Genomic DNA, 17,195 nt, shown 5'->3' with positions numbered 1-17,195 from the left:
CGTCCTCCCTGAGGATGATCCGGGCTCGGAGAACGCTATGCGCGCGCTATCGACCGGCCCGGCTGCGCGTGCGTCCGCGCCGGTCAGGCGCCTTCGGCCAGCTTGGCCTTCGCGTACCCGACGAGCGCGTTGGCGTGCCCGTGCCCCATCCCGTACTCGGACTTCAGCCAGCCGACGACCTCCATGTGCGTCGCCCCGGTGTCCAGCCGCTCGACGACGAGGTCCAGCCACTCCTGGACCGGCCGCCCGTAGTTCTTCTCGATGCTGGGGAAGTACGACGGCGGCCCCATGACCTTCTCGCCGGGTGCGATCACGGGCGCGACGACACGATGCTGGGTCATGCGGGGAGTCTAGCGGGAGGAACGCGCGGCCAGCCCGCGCACGAATCGCGTCACCTCGTCCGGCTTCTCCTCCGCCATGAAGTGACCGGCGTCGATCGGCTCGTAGGTCAGATCGGACGCCCACGCTCCCCAGATGGCGGTCGGGTCGAAGCCGAGCTGCGAGCCCCAGTCCTGCGAGATCACGCCGACCGGCATCGCGAGCGTGCGTCCTGCTGCGCGGTCGGCGCGGTCCATCGCCAGGTCGACGCCGGCGCTGGCGCGGTAATCCGCGACGATCGAGTCGACCGCGCGCACAGAGCTGTCGATGTAGTGGCGGCGGACGTCCGGGCCGAAGGTGGTCCCGTCGGTGTCCCACGCGTCGAGGAACGAGGCGAAGAAGTCCTCGGCGACGGCGGCGATCATCCGTTCGGGCAGCCCGGCCGGCTGCGCCATCAGGTACAGGTGCCAGGCGACCTTCGCGTCCACGCCGTGCAGCACCTCCCAGGTGTCGAGGGTCGGGAGCACGTCCAGGATCCCGAGGTACTGCACGGCGTCGGGATGATCGAGCGCCGCCCGCACGCCGACGAGCGCACCGCGGTCGTGGCCGATCAGACCGAAGCGGTCGTGGCCCAGCGCCGCGGCCACGCGCACCACGTCGTCGCCCATGGTCCGTTTCGCGTAGGTGTCCGGCCCCGCCTCTGCGGGTTTGTCGCTCGCTCCGTAGCCGCGCAGGTCGGGGGCGATGACCGTGTGCGTGCTCGACAGCCGAACTGCGACCTCCCGCCACATGTAATGGGTCTGCGGGAAGCCGTGCAGCAGGACGACGGCCGGCCCGTCGCCGCCGACCGCGACGTTCAGGTGCACGTCGCCGTCGGTGCGGAGCCGCTCGTACGAGAAGCCGTCGATGGTGAAGGTGTCCGTGTCGGTCATGGCGTACGCGGCCTTTCGTCGTCGGTGGTGCGCCGGGTCGACTCGGCGCGGTTGGAGAAGATCCCGGGCTCGCGCGGTCCGGCCACGGAGGCGGTCGACCGGAGCGCGGGGAGGAGGACGGTGTCGACCAGTTGCTCCAGATACTCGTCGCTCGTGCTGAGGCCGTTGAGCCGGCGGAGCAGGAGCACCGAGCCGGTGACCTCCTCGTAGGCGAACGGGTCGGCGTCTTCCGCCAGCTCGCCACGACCGACGGCCGCGCGGATGACGTCGAGGGGGAGGCGGCCTCCCGTGGGTCCGATCGACTCCTCGATCGCGTCCCCGAGGCTCGGGTCCTCGAACCCCGACTGCAACAGCGCGAGGGCGGCGGCTCCGTCCGTCGACTCCATCGTCGTGCGCAGCCGCTGGGCCAGCGCCAGGAGGTCGCCGCGCAGGCTCCCGGTGTCGATGGGCCCGGACTCCTCCCGTCGGGCCGGCCCGGCCTTCAGCGCGGCCACCACGAGCTCGCGCTTCGTCTTCCACCGCCGGTACAGCGTGGGCTTGGAGGCCCGCGCCCGCCGCGCGACCTCCTCGAAGGTCACACCCTCGTACCCGCGCTCGAGCAGCACGGCGTAGGCGACGGCGAGCAGCTCCGCCTCGCGGGCGGCGTCGCGGGGACGGCCGGCGGTGCGGGAGGGGTCATCGGGTGAATACGACACGTTCCGTATCGTAACGGTTTCTGCTGCGGAGCGCCACCGTTCGATGGCGCTAGTGGCCGGCGTTGAGTGACCGGGCGACGTCGGCGATGACAGCGTCGATCCACTCCCGGCGCGGGAGGGCGGCGATCGCCTCCTGGTCGAACCAGCCGAGTTCGAGGAGTTCGTCGAGGTCCGGCGAGGCCCGTCCGAGCAGCCGGCAGTGGTAGGCCACCGCGACGTACGCCACGCGGTCGCCGTTCGGGTAGACGACCTCCAGTGGTGCCCCGCCGTAGGCGCCGACGATGCCCGACACCCTCACCCGAGCGCCGGTCTCCTCGAACACCTCACGTGCGACGGCCTCCTCAGGCGTCTCGCCCGGCTCGATCCCGCCGCCGATCAGGCTCCAGAGCCCGGAGTGGGCGTGACGGGCCAGGAGGAAACGATCGCTCTCGCGGATCACCGCGGTGACCCCCGGCAACAGGAGCAGGTCGTTCCCGATCCGGGCGCGAATGGACAGGACGTACTCGGACATCGGCATCAGACGACCTCCGCTAGGCCGGCCGGCCCGCGTACCGCGTGAGCGTCGACGCTACCGATCGGCACGTCAATCAGTGCCTTCCGTCACCGATGGGCGAATCTCACTACCTGTGGACACGCCGAACTCCCGCACAGCGGCGTCCAAGGACTCATCGCGGAGAAAGCGTGGCACAACGCGGCCGAAACGCATGAGGTGCACGCTGATTCGTCCGTGCACGGTCCCCTCGCGGCAAATCAGATCGAGGGTCGGAATCATCCGCGCCCCTGACTGCGCCGCACCGATCTCAACCCGCTCGATCACGGACGCAGGGAATTCTGCTACCGGGTGCGGCCGTCGCCATCCGCGAATGAAGCGCACCATCTGCCGGTCTGCCACAAGTGCCATGTAGGAGCTGGCGACGAGCTTGGTCCGCGCGCCGGTTATCTGAAGCGCGAACGCGTCAGCACCTGCAACGAGGACCGGGTCCGTCGGGACCGTCGCAATGAACGCACCGGGATAGGACTCAGCGAGTCGAGCCGTGCGCTTTCGATCCAGCCACGCGTAGAGCTCGAACAGGAGGAAGACCAACAGCAGGATGCCGCCGACCATCAACAACAGCACGGATCCGATATCGATCCAGCCGATCCCACTGGCGTGAGCGGCAAACGCTCGTCCGATAAGCCCGAGCACCGCCAACGCGATCGCTGCCCCATAGTCGATCACCGATGCCGCCGATACTCGTCGGCGTTGTGTCCCCGTCCCTGCCACGGCGCAATCCTCACACGTCGTGCGTGGCGGAAAGACGATCTATGTGGCAGTCGACGGCTCGTGTCGGCCCTCGAAATGGATTGTCCGCGGCCACGAAGGCAACGCCACTAGAGTGACGTTCCGTGAGTCACGCCGACAGCACCAGCCCTCTCATGGTCATCTCAGCGCCGCACCGTCCGGCTACCGCTGACCATCGGTGCGATCGTGCTCATCACCTTCGCGGTGTTCTGCGTCATACGCGCTCCGAAACTTGGAGTTACCCTCTACGCCGACCGTGCCGTTGTCATCGGTCAGTTCTTGTCGCGGACCGTGCCCCGAGACGCGATCGCGGGCGTCGAACCGTTGCCAGCGCTCATCTGGCGCGACGCGAACGGTCGAGAGCATCACACTCCGATCAGCGCGCTGAACGTCTGGCGCGACGTCGAACGTGCACCGGCGGAATTGCGCAATGAAATAGCCGAGAAGACCCGCGCCATCATCGATTGGGCTCGCGCCGGCGACAACGCTTTCGCTCGGGTGCCGCTTGGCACCGATGCTGCGGCTGAAGACACTGAGGACCCGTTCACGACCCTCGGCCTCTGATCCAGCCTGTCAGGATTCGGACAATCCGCGTGGCGGGAAGTCAATCTCTGTCGGCGGTCGACAGCTCGACTCAGATCGGCGCCATGTCCGCGAAGCGCGAGTACATGCCCTGGAAGGCCACCGTCACCGTCTTGGTGGGGCCGTTGCGGTGCTTTGCCACGATCAGGTCGGCCTCGCCCGCGCGGGGGTTGTCCTTCTCGTAGGCGGACTCGCGGTGGAGGAGGATGACGACGTCGGCGTCCTGCTCGATCGAGCCGGACTCGCGGAGGTCGCTCAGGGCGGGGAGCTTGTCGGCGCGCTGCTCCGGGCCACGGTTCAGCTGGGAGAGGGCGATCACCGGGACCTGGAGCTCCTTCGCGAGCAGCTTCAGCGCTCGCGAGAACTCGCTGACCTCCTGCTGGCGACTCTCGACGCGCTTGCCGCTCGTCATCAGCTGGAGGTAGTCGATGATGACCATCTTGAGGCCCACGCGCTGCTTGAGGCGGCGGCATTTGGCGCGGATCTCGACCAGGGTCATGTTCGGGCTGTCGTCGATGTAGAGCGGGGCGTCGTTGATCCGGCCGCGGGTGGAGGCGATGGTCGTCCAGTCGCGGTTGTCGACCGTTCCCTTGCGCATGTGCTGCAGCGGGACGGTCGCCTCGGCGGAAAGCAGACGCATCGCGATCTCGCTGCGCCCCATCTCGAGTGAGAAGAAGATGGTCGGCATGTCGTGCTTGATGGCGGCAGCGCGCGCGAAGTCGAGCGCCAGCGTCGACTTGCCGAGCGCCGGTCGCGCGGCGACGATCACCATCTGGCCGGGGTGGAGGCCGTTGGTCAGCTCGTCGAGCTCGGCGAAACCGGTGGGGACACCGGTCATCGAGCCGTCCTTGTGCTTCGCGGCCTCGATCTCGTCGATGGCGACGGTCACGGCCTCGGTGAGCGGGACGTAGTCCTCGACCTCCTGGTGGCCGGTGACGGAGTAGATCTCGGCCTGGGCGTTGTTGACGAGGTCGAGCACCTCGCCCTCCGCCTTGTAGCCCATCTGCGTGATGCGGGTGCCGGCCTCCACCAGGCGGCGCAGCAGCGCCTTCTCGGTGACGATGTTGGCGTAGTAGCCGGCGTTGGCGGCCGTCGGGACGAGGCTCGTCAGGGTGTGGAGGTACTCGGCGCCGCCGGCCCGCGAGAGCTCGCCGAGCTTGGTCAGCTCGTCCGTGACGGTGATGACGTCGGTGGGCTCACCGTGCGAGTACAGCGACAGGATCGCGTCGTAGATGATCTCGTGCTTCGGGATGTAGAAGTCCGTGCCGCGCACGACCTCGACGACATCCGCGACGGCGTCTTTGCTGAGCAGCATGCCGCCGAGGGCGCTCTGCTCGGCGAGGAGGTCGTGAGGAGGGGTGCGCTCCGGAGAACGGGCCTCGCCCGGTTCGCGGCTGTCGGCGAGACCGATATGGGCGATCGACACGTGCTCTCCTCACTTCTCCTGCGGGCGCGCACCAGTCGATACGGCCACCACTCAAGCCTGCGCCGCCCGCGACAGGACGGCGCGCGGGCACGCCGAGTGCGGCCGCCCCCGCCCGGTCGCACGGACCGTGCCGGGGAGACCGCGCCGAGGCGCGTCCGCTCGCAGACTACGGATGGCCACCGACAACGTCCCGCAGCCTTCTGCGAGCCGGTTCTCGGCGGCCTTCCGTCGACGTTCGCTCCACCCTACGAACCGCTCGCCGCACCCACAACTCCACCTGTGGATAAGTATGGGGAAAATCTGGGCGAAACGCCGACGCGTCTGTGCACAAGGTGTGGGATGCGCTGTGGAAAACCAAAATTCTTTGCCGCCGAAACAGCCACTGACCAGGCATTTGAGTTTCCCCAGGCTGTGTGTAAAAAGTTCTGTCCAGCCTGTGGTCGACGCCGTCCTTCACGGTCTGTGGACTGTGGATGGCGGCTGTGGATGGAGGGCCGAAAACTGCCTTAACGAGGTGTAGCGGCGGGCACTCGCCCGCCGCTACACTGTGAGATTTCCGTCCGCTACTTGGCGGCGACCACCTGCAGGGAGATGACGGCCGAGAGGTCGTCGTGCAGGCGGACGGTGGCCTCGTGGTCACCGGTCACCTTGATGGCGTTGGGGAGCTCGATCTTGCGCTTGTCGAGCTCGCCGATGCCCGCGGCCTTGACCGCGTCGGCGACGTCGCCCGTCTTCACGGAACCGAACAGACGGCCCTCGCGGCCGGCCTTGACGACGAGCTTGACGCGAGTCGCCTCCAGCTTCGCCTTGAGGTCCTGAGCCTGCTCGATCGTGTGCAGCTCGCGAGCGGCGCGGGCCGCCTTGATCTGCTCGACCTGCTTCTCGCCACCACGGGTCCACACGATGGCGAAGCCCTGCGGGACGAGGTAGTTGCGTGCGTAGCCGTTCTTGACGTCGACGACGTCACCGGCCGAACCGAGGCCGGTGACCTCGTGCGTGAGAATAACCTTCGACATTCTGTCTCTTCTCCTTAACGGCCAGAGCCGGCGTAGGGGAGGAGAGCCATCTCACGCGCGTTCTTGACGGCACGGGCGATCAGGCGCTGCTCCTGGACGGAGACACCGGTGATGCGGCGGGCGCGGATCTTTCCACGCTCCGAGATGAACTTCCGCAGGGTGGCGACGTCCTTGTAGTCAATGACGCCGACGCGGACGGACTTCGCCGGTGCGGCGTTCTTCCCGTCCTTGCCCTTGCGGATCGGCTTGCGGCGGTCGCCGCTCGACTTTCCAGCCATGATTTCCTTTGCTTTCCGTCTGACGAGCCAGGGGCCCGCCGGACAAACTCAGTTGTTCGGACCCGTTAGAACGGGGTCTCGTCGTTGTAGGAGCCCGGAGTGTTCCAGACGTCGGCGCCCGCGGACGGGTCCGCGGGGGCGGAGGCGGCCCAAGGCTCCTCGACAGCGGGAGCACCGCCGCCGAAGCCGCCAGGACCACGCGACGACTGGGTACGGGTCACCTGAGCGGTGGCGTACCGCAGCGACGGCCCGATCTCGTCGATCTCGAGCTCGATGGAGGTGCGCTTCTCGCCCTCCTTCGTCTCGTAGGAGCGCTGCTTGAGGCGGCCCTGAGCGATGACGCGGGACCCCTTGGTCAGCGAGCCTGCGACGTGCTCGGCGAACTCGCGCCAGACGCTCGCGCGGAGGAAGAGAGCCTCACCGTCCTTCCACTCGTTCGCCTGACGGTCGAACGTGCGGGGAGTGGATGCGATGGTGAAGTTGGCGACGGCCAGCCCGTTCTGCGTGTAGCGCAGCTCGGGGTCGGCCGTGAGGTTGCCCACCACGGTGATGACGGTCTCGCCGGCCATGGGACTAGGCGCCGGCCTTCTCGGAGGCGGCAGCGGCCTTGTCGGAGGAGGACGCCTTGCGGGCGGCCTTCTCGTCGGCGCGCTTCTGAGCGGCCGCGACCTGGGCGATGGCCTCTTCGGCACGGAGCACCTTGGTGCGCATGACGGCCTCGCTGAGCTTCAGCTGGCGGTCGAGCTCCTTCGTGGTGTCACCGGTCGCGGTGAGCTGCACGACGGCGTAGATGCCTTCGGACTTCTTGTTGATCTCGTACGCCAGGCGACGACGACCCCAGATGTCGATGCTGTCGACGGATCCGCCGTCGTTGCGAACGACGTTGAGGAACTTGTCGAGGCTGGGAGCTACGGTGCGCTCATCGATCTCGGGATCGAGGATGACCATCAACTCGTACTGATGCATGACTAACCCACCTCCTCTGGTCTCAGCGGCTGCAGACGTTCTGCAGCAGGAGGGTTTCACATCGGTTGCGCAGGCAGGACTCCGCCCGGGCAACTTATCAAGGGTAGCGGATGCGCTGCCCCCACGCCAGCCGGGGTGCTGGACGATGGTGTCTGCGACGGTCTCTGCGATGCTCATGCGTCCAGCATCCCGACCGACGCGGGCGACCGGGGCGGCATCCGCGGATCCGTGGACAACCCGCGGCGAGAGCCACCCTGTGGAGGACGACGCCTACAGAGCGACGCCTACCGCGCCTCCCACCACGCGAGCAGCCGCCGCGTGGCCTCCTCCTCGCCGAGCGGCCCTTCGTCCAGCCGCAGCTCCAGAAGATAGGAGAGCGCCTGGCCGACCTCCCGCCCGGGCTTCAGCCCGAGCAGCCGCATCACCTGCTCCCCGTCGAGGTCGGGCCGGACGGCGTCCAGCTCCTCCTGCGCCTGCAGCTCGCCGATGCGCTGCTCGAGGTCGTCATAGGCGAAGCCGAGCCGGTCGGCCTTGCGCCGGTTGCGCGTGGTCACATCGGCTCGGGTCAGCATGTGGAGGCGTTCCAGCTCGCCGCCGGCGTCGCGCACGTACCGGCGCACGGCCGAGTCGGTCCAGTGCGCGTCGGAGTAGCCGAAGAAGCGGAGGTGCAGCTCGATCAGCCGCGCGACCGCGTCCACTGTCGCCTTGTCGAACCGCAAGGCCGTCAGCCGCTTCTTGGCGAGCTTCCCCCCGACGACGTCGTGGTGGTAGAAGCTGACCGCCCCGCCCGGCTCGAACCGCCGCGTCGCCGGCTTGCCGATGTCGTGGAGGAGCGCGGCGATCCGCAGCACCAGATCCGGGGGAGTCCCGGGATGGCGTTCCTTCTCGTAGCCGATCGCCTGGTCCAGCACGGTGAGGCTGTGCTGGTAGACGTCCTTGTGGTGGTGGTGCTCGTCGACCTCCAGCCGCAGCGCGGGCACCTCGGGCAGAACGTGGTCGGCGAGGCCGGAGTCTACCAGGAGCTCGATGCCGGGTCGCGGGTCATCGGCCTGCAGCAGTTTCGTCAGCTCGTCGCGCACGCGCTCGGCGCTGACGATACCGATGCGCCCGGCCATGTCGGCCATCGCCGCGCGGGTCTCCGCGTCGACCTCGAAACCGAGCTGGGCCGCGAACCGCGCGGCGCGCATCATCCGCAGCGGGTCGTCGCCGAACGACACCTCCGGGCTCGACGGGGTGGTGATCCGCCGGGCCAGGAGGTCCTCCACTCCGCCGGACGGGTCCACGAGCCGGACTTCCGGGATGCGGAGGGCGAGGGCGTTGACCGTGAAGTCCCGCCGCAGCAGGTCGCCCTCCAGTGTGTCGCCGAACTCCACCTCCGGCTTGCGTGTCGCGCCGTCGTAGCTGTCGCTGCGGTAGGTCGTGATCTCGACCGTGTCGTCGCCGAAGCGGGCTCCGATCGTCCCGAAAGCGCGGCCGATGTCCCACACGGCGTCCGCGATCGGCCGGACCACGGCGAGGATGTCGTCCGGGCGCGCGTCGGTCGTGAAGTCCAGATCGTGCACCGCGCGGCCCAGGAGGGCGTCGCGCACCGGGCCGCCCACGAGCGACAGTTCGAGGCCGGCGGCGGCGAACGCCCGGGCGAGCCGATCGACCGTCGGGGTCTTCGCCAGGGCGCCGAGGCGGTCGAGGGATTCGGCGACGGACTGCATGGTGCCTCAGTTTAATGGGAGGCCGGGTGCGCCGCTCGCCTCGCCCGGAGGCCGCGTGCTCGCCGGGCTCTCACAGGGGCCGGCCTCTAGAATCGTCGACATGGAGGCGGAACCGGAATCGTGCGTCGGCGCATGAGCGTATCCGGCTTCACCCTCCGGGGTGCGCGACTTCCTGCTGCCCTGATCGGCGCAGGAGTCGCCGTCGTCGCCCTGCTGGCCGGTCCGGCCGCGTCCCCGGCGACTGCGGCATCGGACTCCGCGCCGGCCGCCACGGCCTCCGTCCGCACGGCGGCGGGCGCCTCGATCTCCGCGTCCCTGACCGCCGACAACGGCGGGGTCCTGGCGCCGGGCCAGGAGCTGGTGACGTCGGTCACGGTGACCAACCCGACGGACACCGCATACACGGCGGGCTCGGTCTCGCTCTGGCTCGACCCCCAGGCCCGCACATCGCGGGCCGATCTCGCCTCCTGGCTCACCTCCACGAGCGCCGTCTCGGACCGCGTCGACCTCGGGAAGGCGACGGTCCCGATCCTCGAGCCGGGCTCCAGCGTGGTCGTGCGTGTGACCGTGCCTGCCGCGGCCGTCCCGTTCAGCGGCCGGACGACGTCGGCCGTCTATGGAATCGGCGCGTCCGTCGCCGCCGGCCAGCAGACGGCGAACGCCCGCGGCTCGGTGGTCTGGAGTCCGCCGGAGGCCGCCACGCGCTCCGATGTCGCTGTGGTCATGCCCATCGTGAGCCCGTCGACGGGCGACGGCCTCATCTCCGCTCAGGACCTGACCACCTTCACCGCGCCGAACGGCGTGCTGACGCGCGACCTCGACGGGCTCCAGAACCACGCCACGGTCGCCATCGGCATCGACCCGATGATCCTCGCGTCCATCCGGGCGCTCGGAAACGCTGCGCCCGCCAGCGCCACCGCCTGGCTGGACCGGCTGAGCGCCCTCCCGAACGACACCTTCTCACTCGGTTACGGTGACGCGGACGTCGCTGGGCAGATCCAGGCCGGCCTCCCGGCGCCGCTCCAGCCGACGGCGCTGGGCTACGCGCTCGACCCCAAGAACTTCTCGCCGACCCCGACGGCGATCGGGGAGCCGCAGACCCCGACGGCCACTCCCGCGGCGACCCCGAGCCCCACGCCCACCCCCGGTACGGGAACCGGCCCCGCTCTGCCGACCCTCGACCGGCTGCTCGCCTGGGACTACAGCATCCGCGGCGTCGCGTGGCCCGGCGACGACACCCTCCGCTCCGCCGACCTGGCCCCCCTCGCGGCCGCGGGGCTCGGGACGGTCATCGCCTCCGGAAGCAACACGAACGCCGACAAGCTCGACTCGACCCAGAACGCGCCGTTCCACAGCGGATCGTCGACGCTCGCATCCACGGACCAGCGGCTGTCCGAGGCGATCCGCCAGGCCGTGTCCGCGCCGAGCGACCTCGCCTGGAACACCGCTATGTCGAAGCTGAACGCGCAGCTCCAGCTCGTCAGCGCGGAGGGCACCACTCCGCGCCACCTGCTTCTCGCGCTCGACCGCTCCTGGCCGTCCAGCGGGACACAGTTGCAGCGCACACTGGACGCCCTTTTCACCAGCCAGTTCGCGTCGCCGTCGACGTTCCCCGCCGTGCTCGCCTCCGCGCCGTCGTCCGAGCTGACGCTCACCGACTCGCAGGAGTCGCAGACCCGGATCGACAGCATCCACCTGCTGCTCCAGGATGAGAAGTCCGTCGACGAGTTCGCGACCATCCTCGCCGACCCGACGACCCTCACCGGGCAGACCAGGGCGCAGCTGCTGACGCTCCTGGCGGTCTCCTGGCAGAATCCGCGCACCGACTGGACGGCCGCCGTCACGGCGAGCAGGCAGGCGACGGTCAAAACCCTCCACTCCGTGCACATCCTGCCCACCGAGAACGTGAACCTGGTGAGCGCGCAGGGGTCGATTCCGTTCACGGTCAGCAACGAGCTGAGCACGGAGGCCGTCACGGTCGTGCTGAGCGCGTCGCCGTCGAACAGCCGACTGGAGATCGACGCGCCGACGACGAAGACCATCCCGCAGGACTCGCGGGCGACGATGCTCGTCCCGGTGAAGGCGAAGGTCGGCAACGGCCAGGTCATCCTGTCGCTGCAGCTCTACAGCCCGACGGGGGTGCCGATCGGCGACCCCAGCTCGGTGACCGTCGACGTGCACGCGGACTGGGAGGGCATCGGCGCGCTGATCTTCGGCGGACTGCTGGTGCTGCTGTTCGGGTTCGGGATCGTGCGTAACATCCTGCGCAGGCGGAAGGGCCCGGACGGGGCCGCAGCGGAGGAGGCCGCAGCGGAGGAGGCCGCAGCGGAGGAGGCCGCAGACGCCGAGGACGCGCCCGAGGCAGCGCCAGAAGCGTCGCCCGAACCCTCGCCCGCCGCCTCCGAGGAGACCGACACCCGCTCGACCCGGGGAGGCACCGATGGCTAGCGTCGGCCGCGCGAGCGCGATGCTCGCCTCCGGAACCCTCGTCTCCCGCCTCCTCGGCTTCGCCAAGGCCTGGCTGTTGGTGCAGGCGATCGGTGCCGTGTCGTTCGCGGCGAACGCGTACGCCACGGCGACGACCATCCCGAACAGCCTGTACGCGATCATCGCCCAGGGCATCCTGAACGCGGTGCTCGTCCCGCAGATCGTGCGCGCCTCGGTCAATCCGGACGGCGGCCGGGCGTACATCAACAAGCTGGTGACGCTCGGGATGGTCATCTTCGCGTCGATCGCCCTGGTCGCGACCTTCCTCGCTCCGGCACTGATCGCGCTGTTCGGCGTCCCGCCGGAGCAGCGTGAACTGGCGACCGCGTTCGCGTACTGGTCGCTGCCGCAGATCTTCTTCCTCGGCCTTTACACCCTGCTCGGGGAGGTCCTGAACGCGCGCAAGTCCTTCGGCCCGTTCACCTGGGCGCCGGTCGTCAACAACATCGTCGCCATCGTCCTGCTCGTCGCGTTCATCCTGGCGTTCGGCACGGCGTCGCGCGGTGGGCACGGCACCGAGTGGTCGTTCTGGATGATCACGTTGCTGGCCGGAGGCGCGACCCTGGGGATCGCGGTGCAGGCGCTCGTCCTGTTCGTCTTCTGGCGCCGGGTGGGGCTGCGGTTCCGGTTCGACTTCGGCTGGCGCGGCGTCAACCTGGGGACCGCGGGCAAGGCGGCGGGCTGGACGTTCGCGATGCTCATCGCCACGCAGCTCGCCGGCCTGATCGAGGTCAACGTCTCCAACTCCGCCGGACCCGAGTTCGCCGGTTCGTTCGTCATGCAGAACGCCTGGCTCATCTTCATGCTGCCGCACGGCATCATCGCGGTCTCGATCGTCACGGCCTTCTACACGCGGATGGCCGAGCACGCGCATCAGGGTGCTGTGCACTCGTTCCGTCAGGACTTCTCGTCGGCCGCGCGCTCGATCATGCTGTTCATCGTGTTCGCGTCGGCGGCGCTCATCGTCACGGCGTACCCGATCGCCCGGGTGTTCACCGGCGACTACCAGGCGATGGGGCTCGTGCTGGTCGCCTACCTGATCGGGCTGGTGCCGTTCTCGCTGGTGTTCATGGCCCAGCGCGCGTTCTACTCGCTCGGCGACACACGCACTCCGTTCTTCTTCACGCTCGCGCAGGTCGTCGTGATCGTGGTCGGCGTGCTGATCTGCTTCGCCGTGCCGCCGTCGGTGCGTGCGGCCTCCGTCGCGCTCGTGGTCTCGCTGGCGAGCCTCCTGCAGGCGGTGCTCGCGTTCTGGCTGCTGCGTCGCCGGACCGGGGGAGTGGACGGAACGCGGATCTTCGGCTCGCTCTGGCGGTTCCTCGTCGCCGGCGTCGCCGCGATGATCGCGGGCGCGGGCTTCCTCGTCATCCTCGGCGGGGTCTCGCCGGGAGCCTTCCCCGTGAGCCACCCCATCGCCGCGATCGTGTCCACAGCGGTCGTCGGCGTGGTCATGCTCGTCGTCTATCTCGGCTTCCTCGCCATCCTGCGTTCGAACGATCTGGAGGCCGGTCTGGCCCCCGTTCTGGACCGCGCCGCGGCCCGTTCCTCCGCTCGCAGGTGACACGGAATAGCATCCGCCTAGGATGTGTTCTACAGGGCGGTGTCTCCGGACGGAGCACCGCAGACCATCAAGGAGTTCCTCCGTGCGGCAGATCATCATCATCGGTTCCGGCCCTGCCGGTTACACGGCGGCCATCTACGCCGCCCGCGCCAACCTCAAGCCGCTGCTGATCGCCTCTTCTGTCGAGGCGGGCGGCGAGCTGATGAACACCACGGAGGTCGAGAACTTCCCGGGCTTCCCCGACGGTGTCATGGGCCCCGACCTCATGTTCAAGATGCAGGCGCAGGCCGAGAGGTTCGGCACCGACATCGTCCTCGACGACGTCGTCTCCGTCGACCTCTCCGGCGACGTCAAGACGGTCACGCTCGGTTCGGGCGCCGTCCACGAGGCTCTCGCGGTCATCTTCGCCACGGGCTCCGCGTACCGCAAGCTCGGGCTGGAGGACGAGGAGCGCCTGTCCGGTCACGGCGTGTCCTGGTGCGCCACCTGCGACGGGTTCTTCTTCCGTGAGCGCACGATCGCCGTCGTCGGCGGCGGCGACTCCGCGATGGAGGAGGCCACGTTCCTGACCCGCTTCGCGGACAAGGTCTACGTGATCCACCGCCGCGACTCGCTGCGCGCCTCCAAGATCATGCAGGAGCGCGCGTTCGCCAACGAGAAGATCGAGTTCGTCTGGAACTCGGAGGTCGTCGGCATCAGCGGCGACGAGCAGGTGCGCGCGGTGACGCTGCGCAACCTGGAGACCGGCGAGCAGAGCGAGCTGGAGCTTCAGGGCCTGTTCATCGCGATCGGCAACGACCCGCGGGTCCACCTGGTCCACGGCCAGCTCGACCTGACTCCGGAGGGGACCATCGCGGTCGCCGGCCGGAGCTCCAAGACGAAGGTCGCGGGCGTGTTCGCCGCGGGCGACGTGATCGACCCCACCTACCGCCAGGCGGTCACCGCCGCGGCGTCGGGTACGGTCGCCGCGCTCGACGCCGAGCACTACCTCACGACCCTCCCGAAGGACCTGCTGGACCGCGCGGCGGAGGGCGCGTCCGGCGATCTCGAACTCACGACCACCGCATAAGGAGAATCAGCAACTATGTCAGCAGCACGTTCCGTCACGGACGCCACCTTCGAGCAGGACGTCCTCAGCAGCGGGAAGACCGTCCTCGTCGACTTCTGGGCCGAGTGGTGCGGTCCGTGTCGCGCCGTCGGCCCGATCCTCGACCAGATCGCCGCCGAGCACGCGGACAAGATCGAGATCGTCAAGCTCAACGTGGACGAGAACCCGCAGACCGCGGCGAAGTACCAGATCACTTCCATCCCCGCGATGAAGGTCTACCAGGGTGGCGAGGTCGTCAAGACCGTCATCGGCGCCAAGCCGAAGCCCGCCCTCGAGGCCGACCTGGCCGCCTACCTCGCGTAGCGCGACAGCCAGGCAGCTTCCACACACTGTCAGACCCGTCCGGCGCTCACCCGCCGGGCGGGTCTTTCGTGTATCCGGGAGTCGGCTCGATTTCCAGACGGATGCGTGCCGCCCCTAGCATGAATGAACGACACGAGAAACGGACGATTCGTGACAGAACAGGGCAGCCCTCGCCAGCAGGGCAACAATCTGGACCCGTGGTATCACCACTACGCACAGCGCACCAGCGGCCTGGCCGCCAGTGAGGTCCGAGCCCTGTTCGCCGTCGCCAGCCGCCCCGAGGTGGTCTCGCTGGCCGGCGGCATGCCGTACGTCGCGGCACTCCCCGACGACCTGGTGGTGGGGGCGATGGACCGGGTGATGCGTGAGCAGGGCCCGGTCGCCCTCCAATACGGCTCCGGCCAGGGAGTCCCCGCGCTGCGCGAGCAGATCCTGGACGTCATGGCGCTGGAGGGGATCAGTGGCAGCGCGGACGACGTCATCGTGACGACCGGCTCCCAGCACGCCCTCGAGCTGTTCAGCAAGCTGTTCATCGACCCGGGCGACGTCGTGCTCGCCGAGGGGCCGAGCTACGTGACGGCGATGGTGATCTTCCGGTCCTATCAGGCGGAGGTCGACCACATCCCGATGGATGAGCACGGGCTCATCCCGGAGGCGCTCCGCGAGCACATCGCACGCCTGAAGGCAGCGGGCCGGCGGGTGAAGTTCCTGTACACCGTGCCGACGTTCCACAATCCGGCCGGCGTGACCCTCTCGTGGGAGCGGCGGCTGGAGATCCTCGAGATCTGCCGCCAGAACGACATCCTGGTGCTCGAGGACAACCCGTACGGGCTGCTCTACTTCGGTGAGAAGCCTCCTGCGGCCATGCGCTCGGTCGAGCGCGAGGGTGTCGTGTACCTCGGCACCTTCTCGAAGACCCTGGCGCCCGGATTCCGGGTGGGCTGGGCGCTCGCGCCGCACGCCATCCGCGAGAAGCTCATCCTCGCCAACGAAGCCGCGGTACTGAGTCCGAGCTCGTTCAGCCAGCTCGTCATCTCCGAGTATCTGCGCGACGCCGACTGGCGCGGGCAGATCGACACGTTCCGCGGCGTGTACCGCGAGCGCAAGGAGGCGATGATCTCCGCGCTCGAGGAGCACCTGCCCGAGCTGTCCTGGACCAACCCGAACGGCGGGTTCTACGTTTGGCTCACCTTGCCGCCGCACCTCGACTCCAAGGCCATGCTCCCGCGCGCTGTGACCGAGCTCGTCGCCTACACCCCGGGCACAGCGTTCTACGGTGACGGGTCGGGCGCGCAGAACATCCGGCTGTCGTTCTGCTATCCGACGCCGGAGAACATCAAGGTCGGAGTTCGCCGGCTCGCCAACGTGATCAACGGCGAGCAGGACCTCCTGGACACCTTCGCCGGCACCGGACCACTGACCGCATCGCGAGCCAGCCGCACCAGCCCGAACCCGCCGACGGATCTGCGCTGACGCCCCGCGTCGCGCACCATCCCACTAGGCACCGCCAGTCGATCCACCGCTGAAGAAAGAGCAGATCATGGCAGAAAAAGAAGCACTCGACATCGTCGTTCTCGCCGGCGGAATCTCGCACGAGCGCGACATCTCGCTGCGCAGCGGACGGCGGGTCGCGGACGGCCTCCAGTCCCTCGGACACCGCGTCACCGTGCGTGAACCGGACGGTGCGCTGCTCGGATTCCTCACCGAGAGCCGCCCGGACGTCGTCTGGCCTGCCCTCCACGGATCGAGCGGCGAGGATGGCGCACTCCGCGCGCTGCTCGAGCTCGCCGGCGTCCCCTTCGTGGGCTCGACCACTGACGCCGCCCGGCTCGCCTGGTCCAAGCCGACCGCCAAGACCGTTGTTTCGCGCGCGGGCGTCGCCACGCCCGCATCGGTCACCCTCCCGAAGGAGACCTTCCGCGAGCTCGGCGCCAACAGCGTGCTGGCCACCGTGCTGTCCGCCTTCGATGTCCCGCTTGTGGTGAAGCCCGCCCACGGCGGCTCCGCGCAGGGAGTGACCATTGTCACCGCCTCCGAAGAGCTGCCGCGCGCGATGGTGGACGCCTACACCTACGCCGACGTCGCCCTGGTCGAGCAGAAGGTCGCCGGTGTGGAGGTCTCCGTAGCCGTGCTCGACACGGGCGATGGTCCGATCGCGCTTCCGCCGGTCGAAATCGAGCCCATCGAGGGCACCTACAGCTTCGACGCGCGGTATAACGCGGGGGAGACGCGCTTCTACGTGCCTGCGCGACTGGATGAGGCGACAACAGAAGCCGTGTCGGTCGCTGCCACCGCGGCTCACGCTGCGCTCGGCCTCCGACACTTGTCGCGGGTCGATCTGATCGTGGATGCGGCCGGCGTCCCGTGGTTCCTGGAGGCGAATGTGCTGCCCGGACTCACCGAGACTTCGATCATGCCGCAGGCGATCGCAGCCTCCGGTTGGGACCTGGGGGATGTTTACGCGACTCTCGCAGCCGCGGCGATCGCGGACGCGGGGGAGTAGGCGGGGGTTTCACGTGAAACGGGGGGAGG

Annotated in this window: 18 protein-coding genes; 7 read left to right on the top strand and 11 right to left on the bottom strand. The window is 68.9% G+C overall.

Going from position 1 to position 17,195, the window contains the following annotated elements; genetic code table 11:
• Positions 1–83: 83 nt before the first annotated feature.
• The 5 genes from F1C12_RS14705 to F1C12_RS14685 form a co-directional block, all read right to left on the bottom strand.
• Positions 84–341, bottom strand: a complete 258-nt coding sequence (locus F1C12_RS14705; protein ID WP_185275666.1) for a DUF4287 domain-containing protein — start codon at positions 339–341, stop codon at positions 84–86.
• A gap of 9 nt (positions 342–350) precedes the next feature.
• On the bottom strand, positions 351–1,250 hold the full coding sequence (locus tag F1C12_RS14700) for an alpha/beta fold hydrolase (RefSeq protein ID WP_185275665.1): 900 nt from the start codon (positions 1,248–1,250) through the stop codon (positions 351–353).
• On the bottom strand, positions 1,247–1,945 hold the full coding sequence (locus F1C12_RS14695; RefSeq protein WP_185275664.1) for a TetR/AcrR family transcriptional regulator: 699 nt from the start codon (positions 1,943–1,945) through the stop codon (positions 1,247–1,249). The genes F1C12_RS14700 and F1C12_RS14695 overlap by 4 nt, the downstream gene beginning before the upstream one ends.
• A 49-nt stretch (positions 1,946–1,994) precedes the next feature.
• Complete coding sequence (locus tag F1C12_RS14690; RefSeq protein ID WP_185275663.1) at positions 1,995–2,456, bottom strand: NUDIX domain-containing protein; 462 nt, start codon at positions 2,454–2,456, stop codon at positions 1,995–1,997.
• Positions 2,457–2,528: 72 nt separating this feature from the next.
• Positions 2,529–3,209, bottom strand: coding sequence for a hypothetical protein (locus F1C12_RS14685; RefSeq protein ID WP_185275662.1), 681 nt, complete (start codon positions 3,207–3,209; stop codon positions 2,529–2,531).
• 204 nt (positions 3,210–3,413) lie between these two features.
• On the opposite strand from F1C12_RS14685, the gene F1C12_RS14680 reads away from it, so the two are divergent.
• Positions 3,414–3,791, top strand: coding sequence for a hypothetical protein (locus F1C12_RS14680; RefSeq protein WP_185275661.1), 378 nt, complete (start codon positions 3,414–3,416; stop codon positions 3,789–3,791).
• Positions 3,792–3,861: 70 nt separating this feature from the next.
• Here F1C12_RS14680 and dnaB read toward each other — a convergent pair whose 3' ends face one another.
• From dnaB to F1C12_RS14650, 6 genes are all read right to left on the bottom strand, one after another.
• Positions 3,862–5,235, bottom strand: a complete 1,374-nt coding sequence (gene dnaB / locus F1C12_RS14675; protein ID WP_185275660.1) for a replicative DNA helicase — start codon at positions 5,233–5,235, stop codon at positions 3,862–3,864.
• A gap of 563 nt (positions 5,236–5,798) precedes the next feature.
• Positions 5,799–6,251 (bottom strand): 50S ribosomal protein L9, encoded by a 453-nt coding sequence (gene rplI, locus F1C12_RS14670; RefSeq protein ID WP_185275659.1) that lies wholly within the window; start codon positions 6,249–6,251, stop codon positions 5,799–5,801.
• A 14-nt stretch (positions 6,252–6,265) separates the two neighbouring features.
• Entirely contained in the window at positions 6,266–6,529 is a 264-nt protein-coding gene (gene rpsR, locus F1C12_RS14665; RefSeq protein WP_018189012.1) for a 30S ribosomal protein S18, read from the bottom strand.
• A 65-nt stretch (positions 6,530–6,594) separates the two neighbouring features.
• Positions 6,595–7,098 (bottom strand): single-stranded DNA-binding protein, encoded by a 504-nt coding sequence (locus F1C12_RS14660; protein ID WP_179604164.1) that lies wholly within the window; start codon positions 7,096–7,098, stop codon positions 6,595–6,597.
• A gap of 4 nt (positions 7,099–7,102) precedes the next feature.
• A complete protein-coding gene (gene rpsF / locus F1C12_RS14655; RefSeq protein WP_185275658.1) occupies positions 7,103–7,495 on the bottom strand; it encodes a 30S ribosomal protein S6 in 393 nt (130 codons plus the stop codon).
• A 284-nt stretch (positions 7,496–7,779) separates the two neighbouring features.
• Positions 7,780–9,204 carry a CCA tRNA nucleotidyltransferase gene (locus F1C12_RS14650; RefSeq protein ID WP_185275657.1) on the bottom strand — a complete coding sequence of 475 codons (1,425 nt, stop codon included), beginning with the start codon at positions 9,202–9,204 and terminating at the stop codon, positions 7,780–7,782.
• A gap of 132 nt (positions 9,205–9,336) precedes the next feature.
• Between F1C12_RS14650 and F1C12_RS14645 the strand changes: the two genes are divergently transcribed.
• The 6 genes from F1C12_RS14645 (at position 9,337) to F1C12_RS14620 (ending at position 17,166) form a co-directional block, all read left to right on the top strand.
• Positions 9,337–11,652 carry a DUF6049 family protein gene (locus F1C12_RS14645; RefSeq protein ID WP_185275656.1) on the top strand — a complete coding sequence of 772 codons (2,316 nt, stop codon included), beginning with the start codon at positions 9,337–9,339 and terminating at the stop codon, positions 11,650–11,652.
• Positions 11,645–13,252, top strand: a complete 1,608-nt coding sequence (murJ, locus tag F1C12_RS14640; protein WP_185275655.1) for a murein biosynthesis integral membrane protein MurJ — start codon at positions 11,645–11,647, stop codon at positions 13,250–13,252. Before F1C12_RS14645 ends, murJ begins: the two co-directional genes overlap by 8 nt.
• Positions 13,253–13,334: 82 nt before the next feature.
• Complete coding sequence (trxB, locus tag F1C12_RS14635; protein ID WP_185275654.1) at positions 13,335–14,321, top strand: thioredoxin-disulfide reductase; 987 nt, start codon at positions 13,335–13,337, stop codon at positions 14,319–14,321.
• A 15-nt stretch (positions 14,322–14,336) separates the two neighbouring features.
• Positions 14,337–14,663, top strand: coding sequence for a thioredoxin (gene trxA / locus F1C12_RS14630; protein WP_179604159.1), 327 nt, complete (start codon positions 14,337–14,339; stop codon positions 14,661–14,663).
• A 150-nt stretch (positions 14,664–14,813) separates the two neighbouring features.
• Entirely contained in the window at positions 14,814–16,136 is a 1,323-nt protein-coding gene (locus F1C12_RS14625) for an aminotransferase-like domain-containing protein (RefSeq protein ID WP_185275653.1), read from the top strand.
• A 67-nt stretch (positions 16,137–16,203) separates the two neighbouring features.
• A complete protein-coding gene (locus F1C12_RS14620) occupies positions 16,204–17,166 on the top strand; it encodes a D-alanine--D-alanine ligase family protein (RefSeq protein WP_185275652.1) in 963 nt (320 codons plus the stop codon).
• Positions 17,167–17,195: the final 29 nt, after the last annotated feature.

The organism is Leifsonia shinshuensis, from assembly GCF_014217625.1.
Taxonomy (GTDB): Bacteria; Actinomycetota; Actinomycetes; order Actinomycetales; family Microbacteriaceae; genus Leifsonia; species Leifsonia shinshuensis_A.
The sequence above is the reverse complement of the archived record's forward strand: the minus strand, read 5'-3'. Positions and strand labels throughout refer to the sequence as shown.

Excerpts from the sequence above, each read along its gene's own strand:
- trxA (WP_179604159.1), top strand. The coding sequence starts at position 14,337 with ATGTCAGCAGCACGTTCCGTCACGGACGCCACCTTCGAGCAGGACGTC.
- rplI (WP_185275659.1), bottom strand. The coding sequence starts at position 6,251 with ATGTCGAAGGTTATTCTCACGCACGAGGTCACCGGCCTCGGTTCGGCC.
- F1C12_RS14650 (WP_185275657.1), bottom strand. The coding sequence starts at position 9,204 with ATGCAGTCCGTCGCCGAATCCCTCGACCGCCTCGGCGCCCTGGCGAAG.
- F1C12_RS14700 (WP_185275665.1), bottom strand. The coding sequence starts at position 1,250 with ATGACCGACACGGACACCTTCACCATCGACGGCTTCTCGTACGAGCGG.
- rpsF (WP_185275658.1), bottom strand. The coding sequence starts at position 7,495 with ATGCATCAGTACGAGTTGATGGTCATCCTCGATCCCGAGATCGATGAG.
- murJ (WP_185275655.1), top strand. The coding sequence starts at position 11,645 with ATGGCTAGCGTCGGCCGCGCGAGCGCGATGCTCGCCTCCGGAACCCTC.
- rpsR (WP_018189012.1), bottom strand. The coding sequence starts at position 6,529 with ATGGCTGGAAAGTCGAGCGGCGACCGCCGCAAGCCGATCCGCAAGGGC.
- F1C12_RS14645 (WP_185275656.1), top strand. The coding sequence starts at position 9,337 with ATGAGCGTATCCGGCTTCACCCTCCGGGGTGCGCGACTTCCTGCTGCC.
- F1C12_RS14660 (WP_179604164.1), bottom strand. The coding sequence starts at position 7,098 with ATGGCCGGCGAGACCGTCATCACCGTGGTGGGCAACCTCACGGCCGAC.
- F1C12_RS14690 (WP_185275663.1), bottom strand. The coding sequence starts at position 2,456 with ATGTCCGAGTACGTCCTGTCCATTCGCGCCCGGATCGGGAACGACCTG.
- F1C12_RS14620 (WP_185275652.1), top strand. The coding sequence starts at position 16,204 with ATGGCAGAAAAAGAAGCACTCGACATCGTCGTTCTCGCCGGCGGAATC.
- F1C12_RS14705 (WP_185275666.1), bottom strand. The coding sequence starts at position 341 with ATGACCCAGCATCGTGTCGTCGCGCCCGTGATCGCACCCGGCGAGAAG.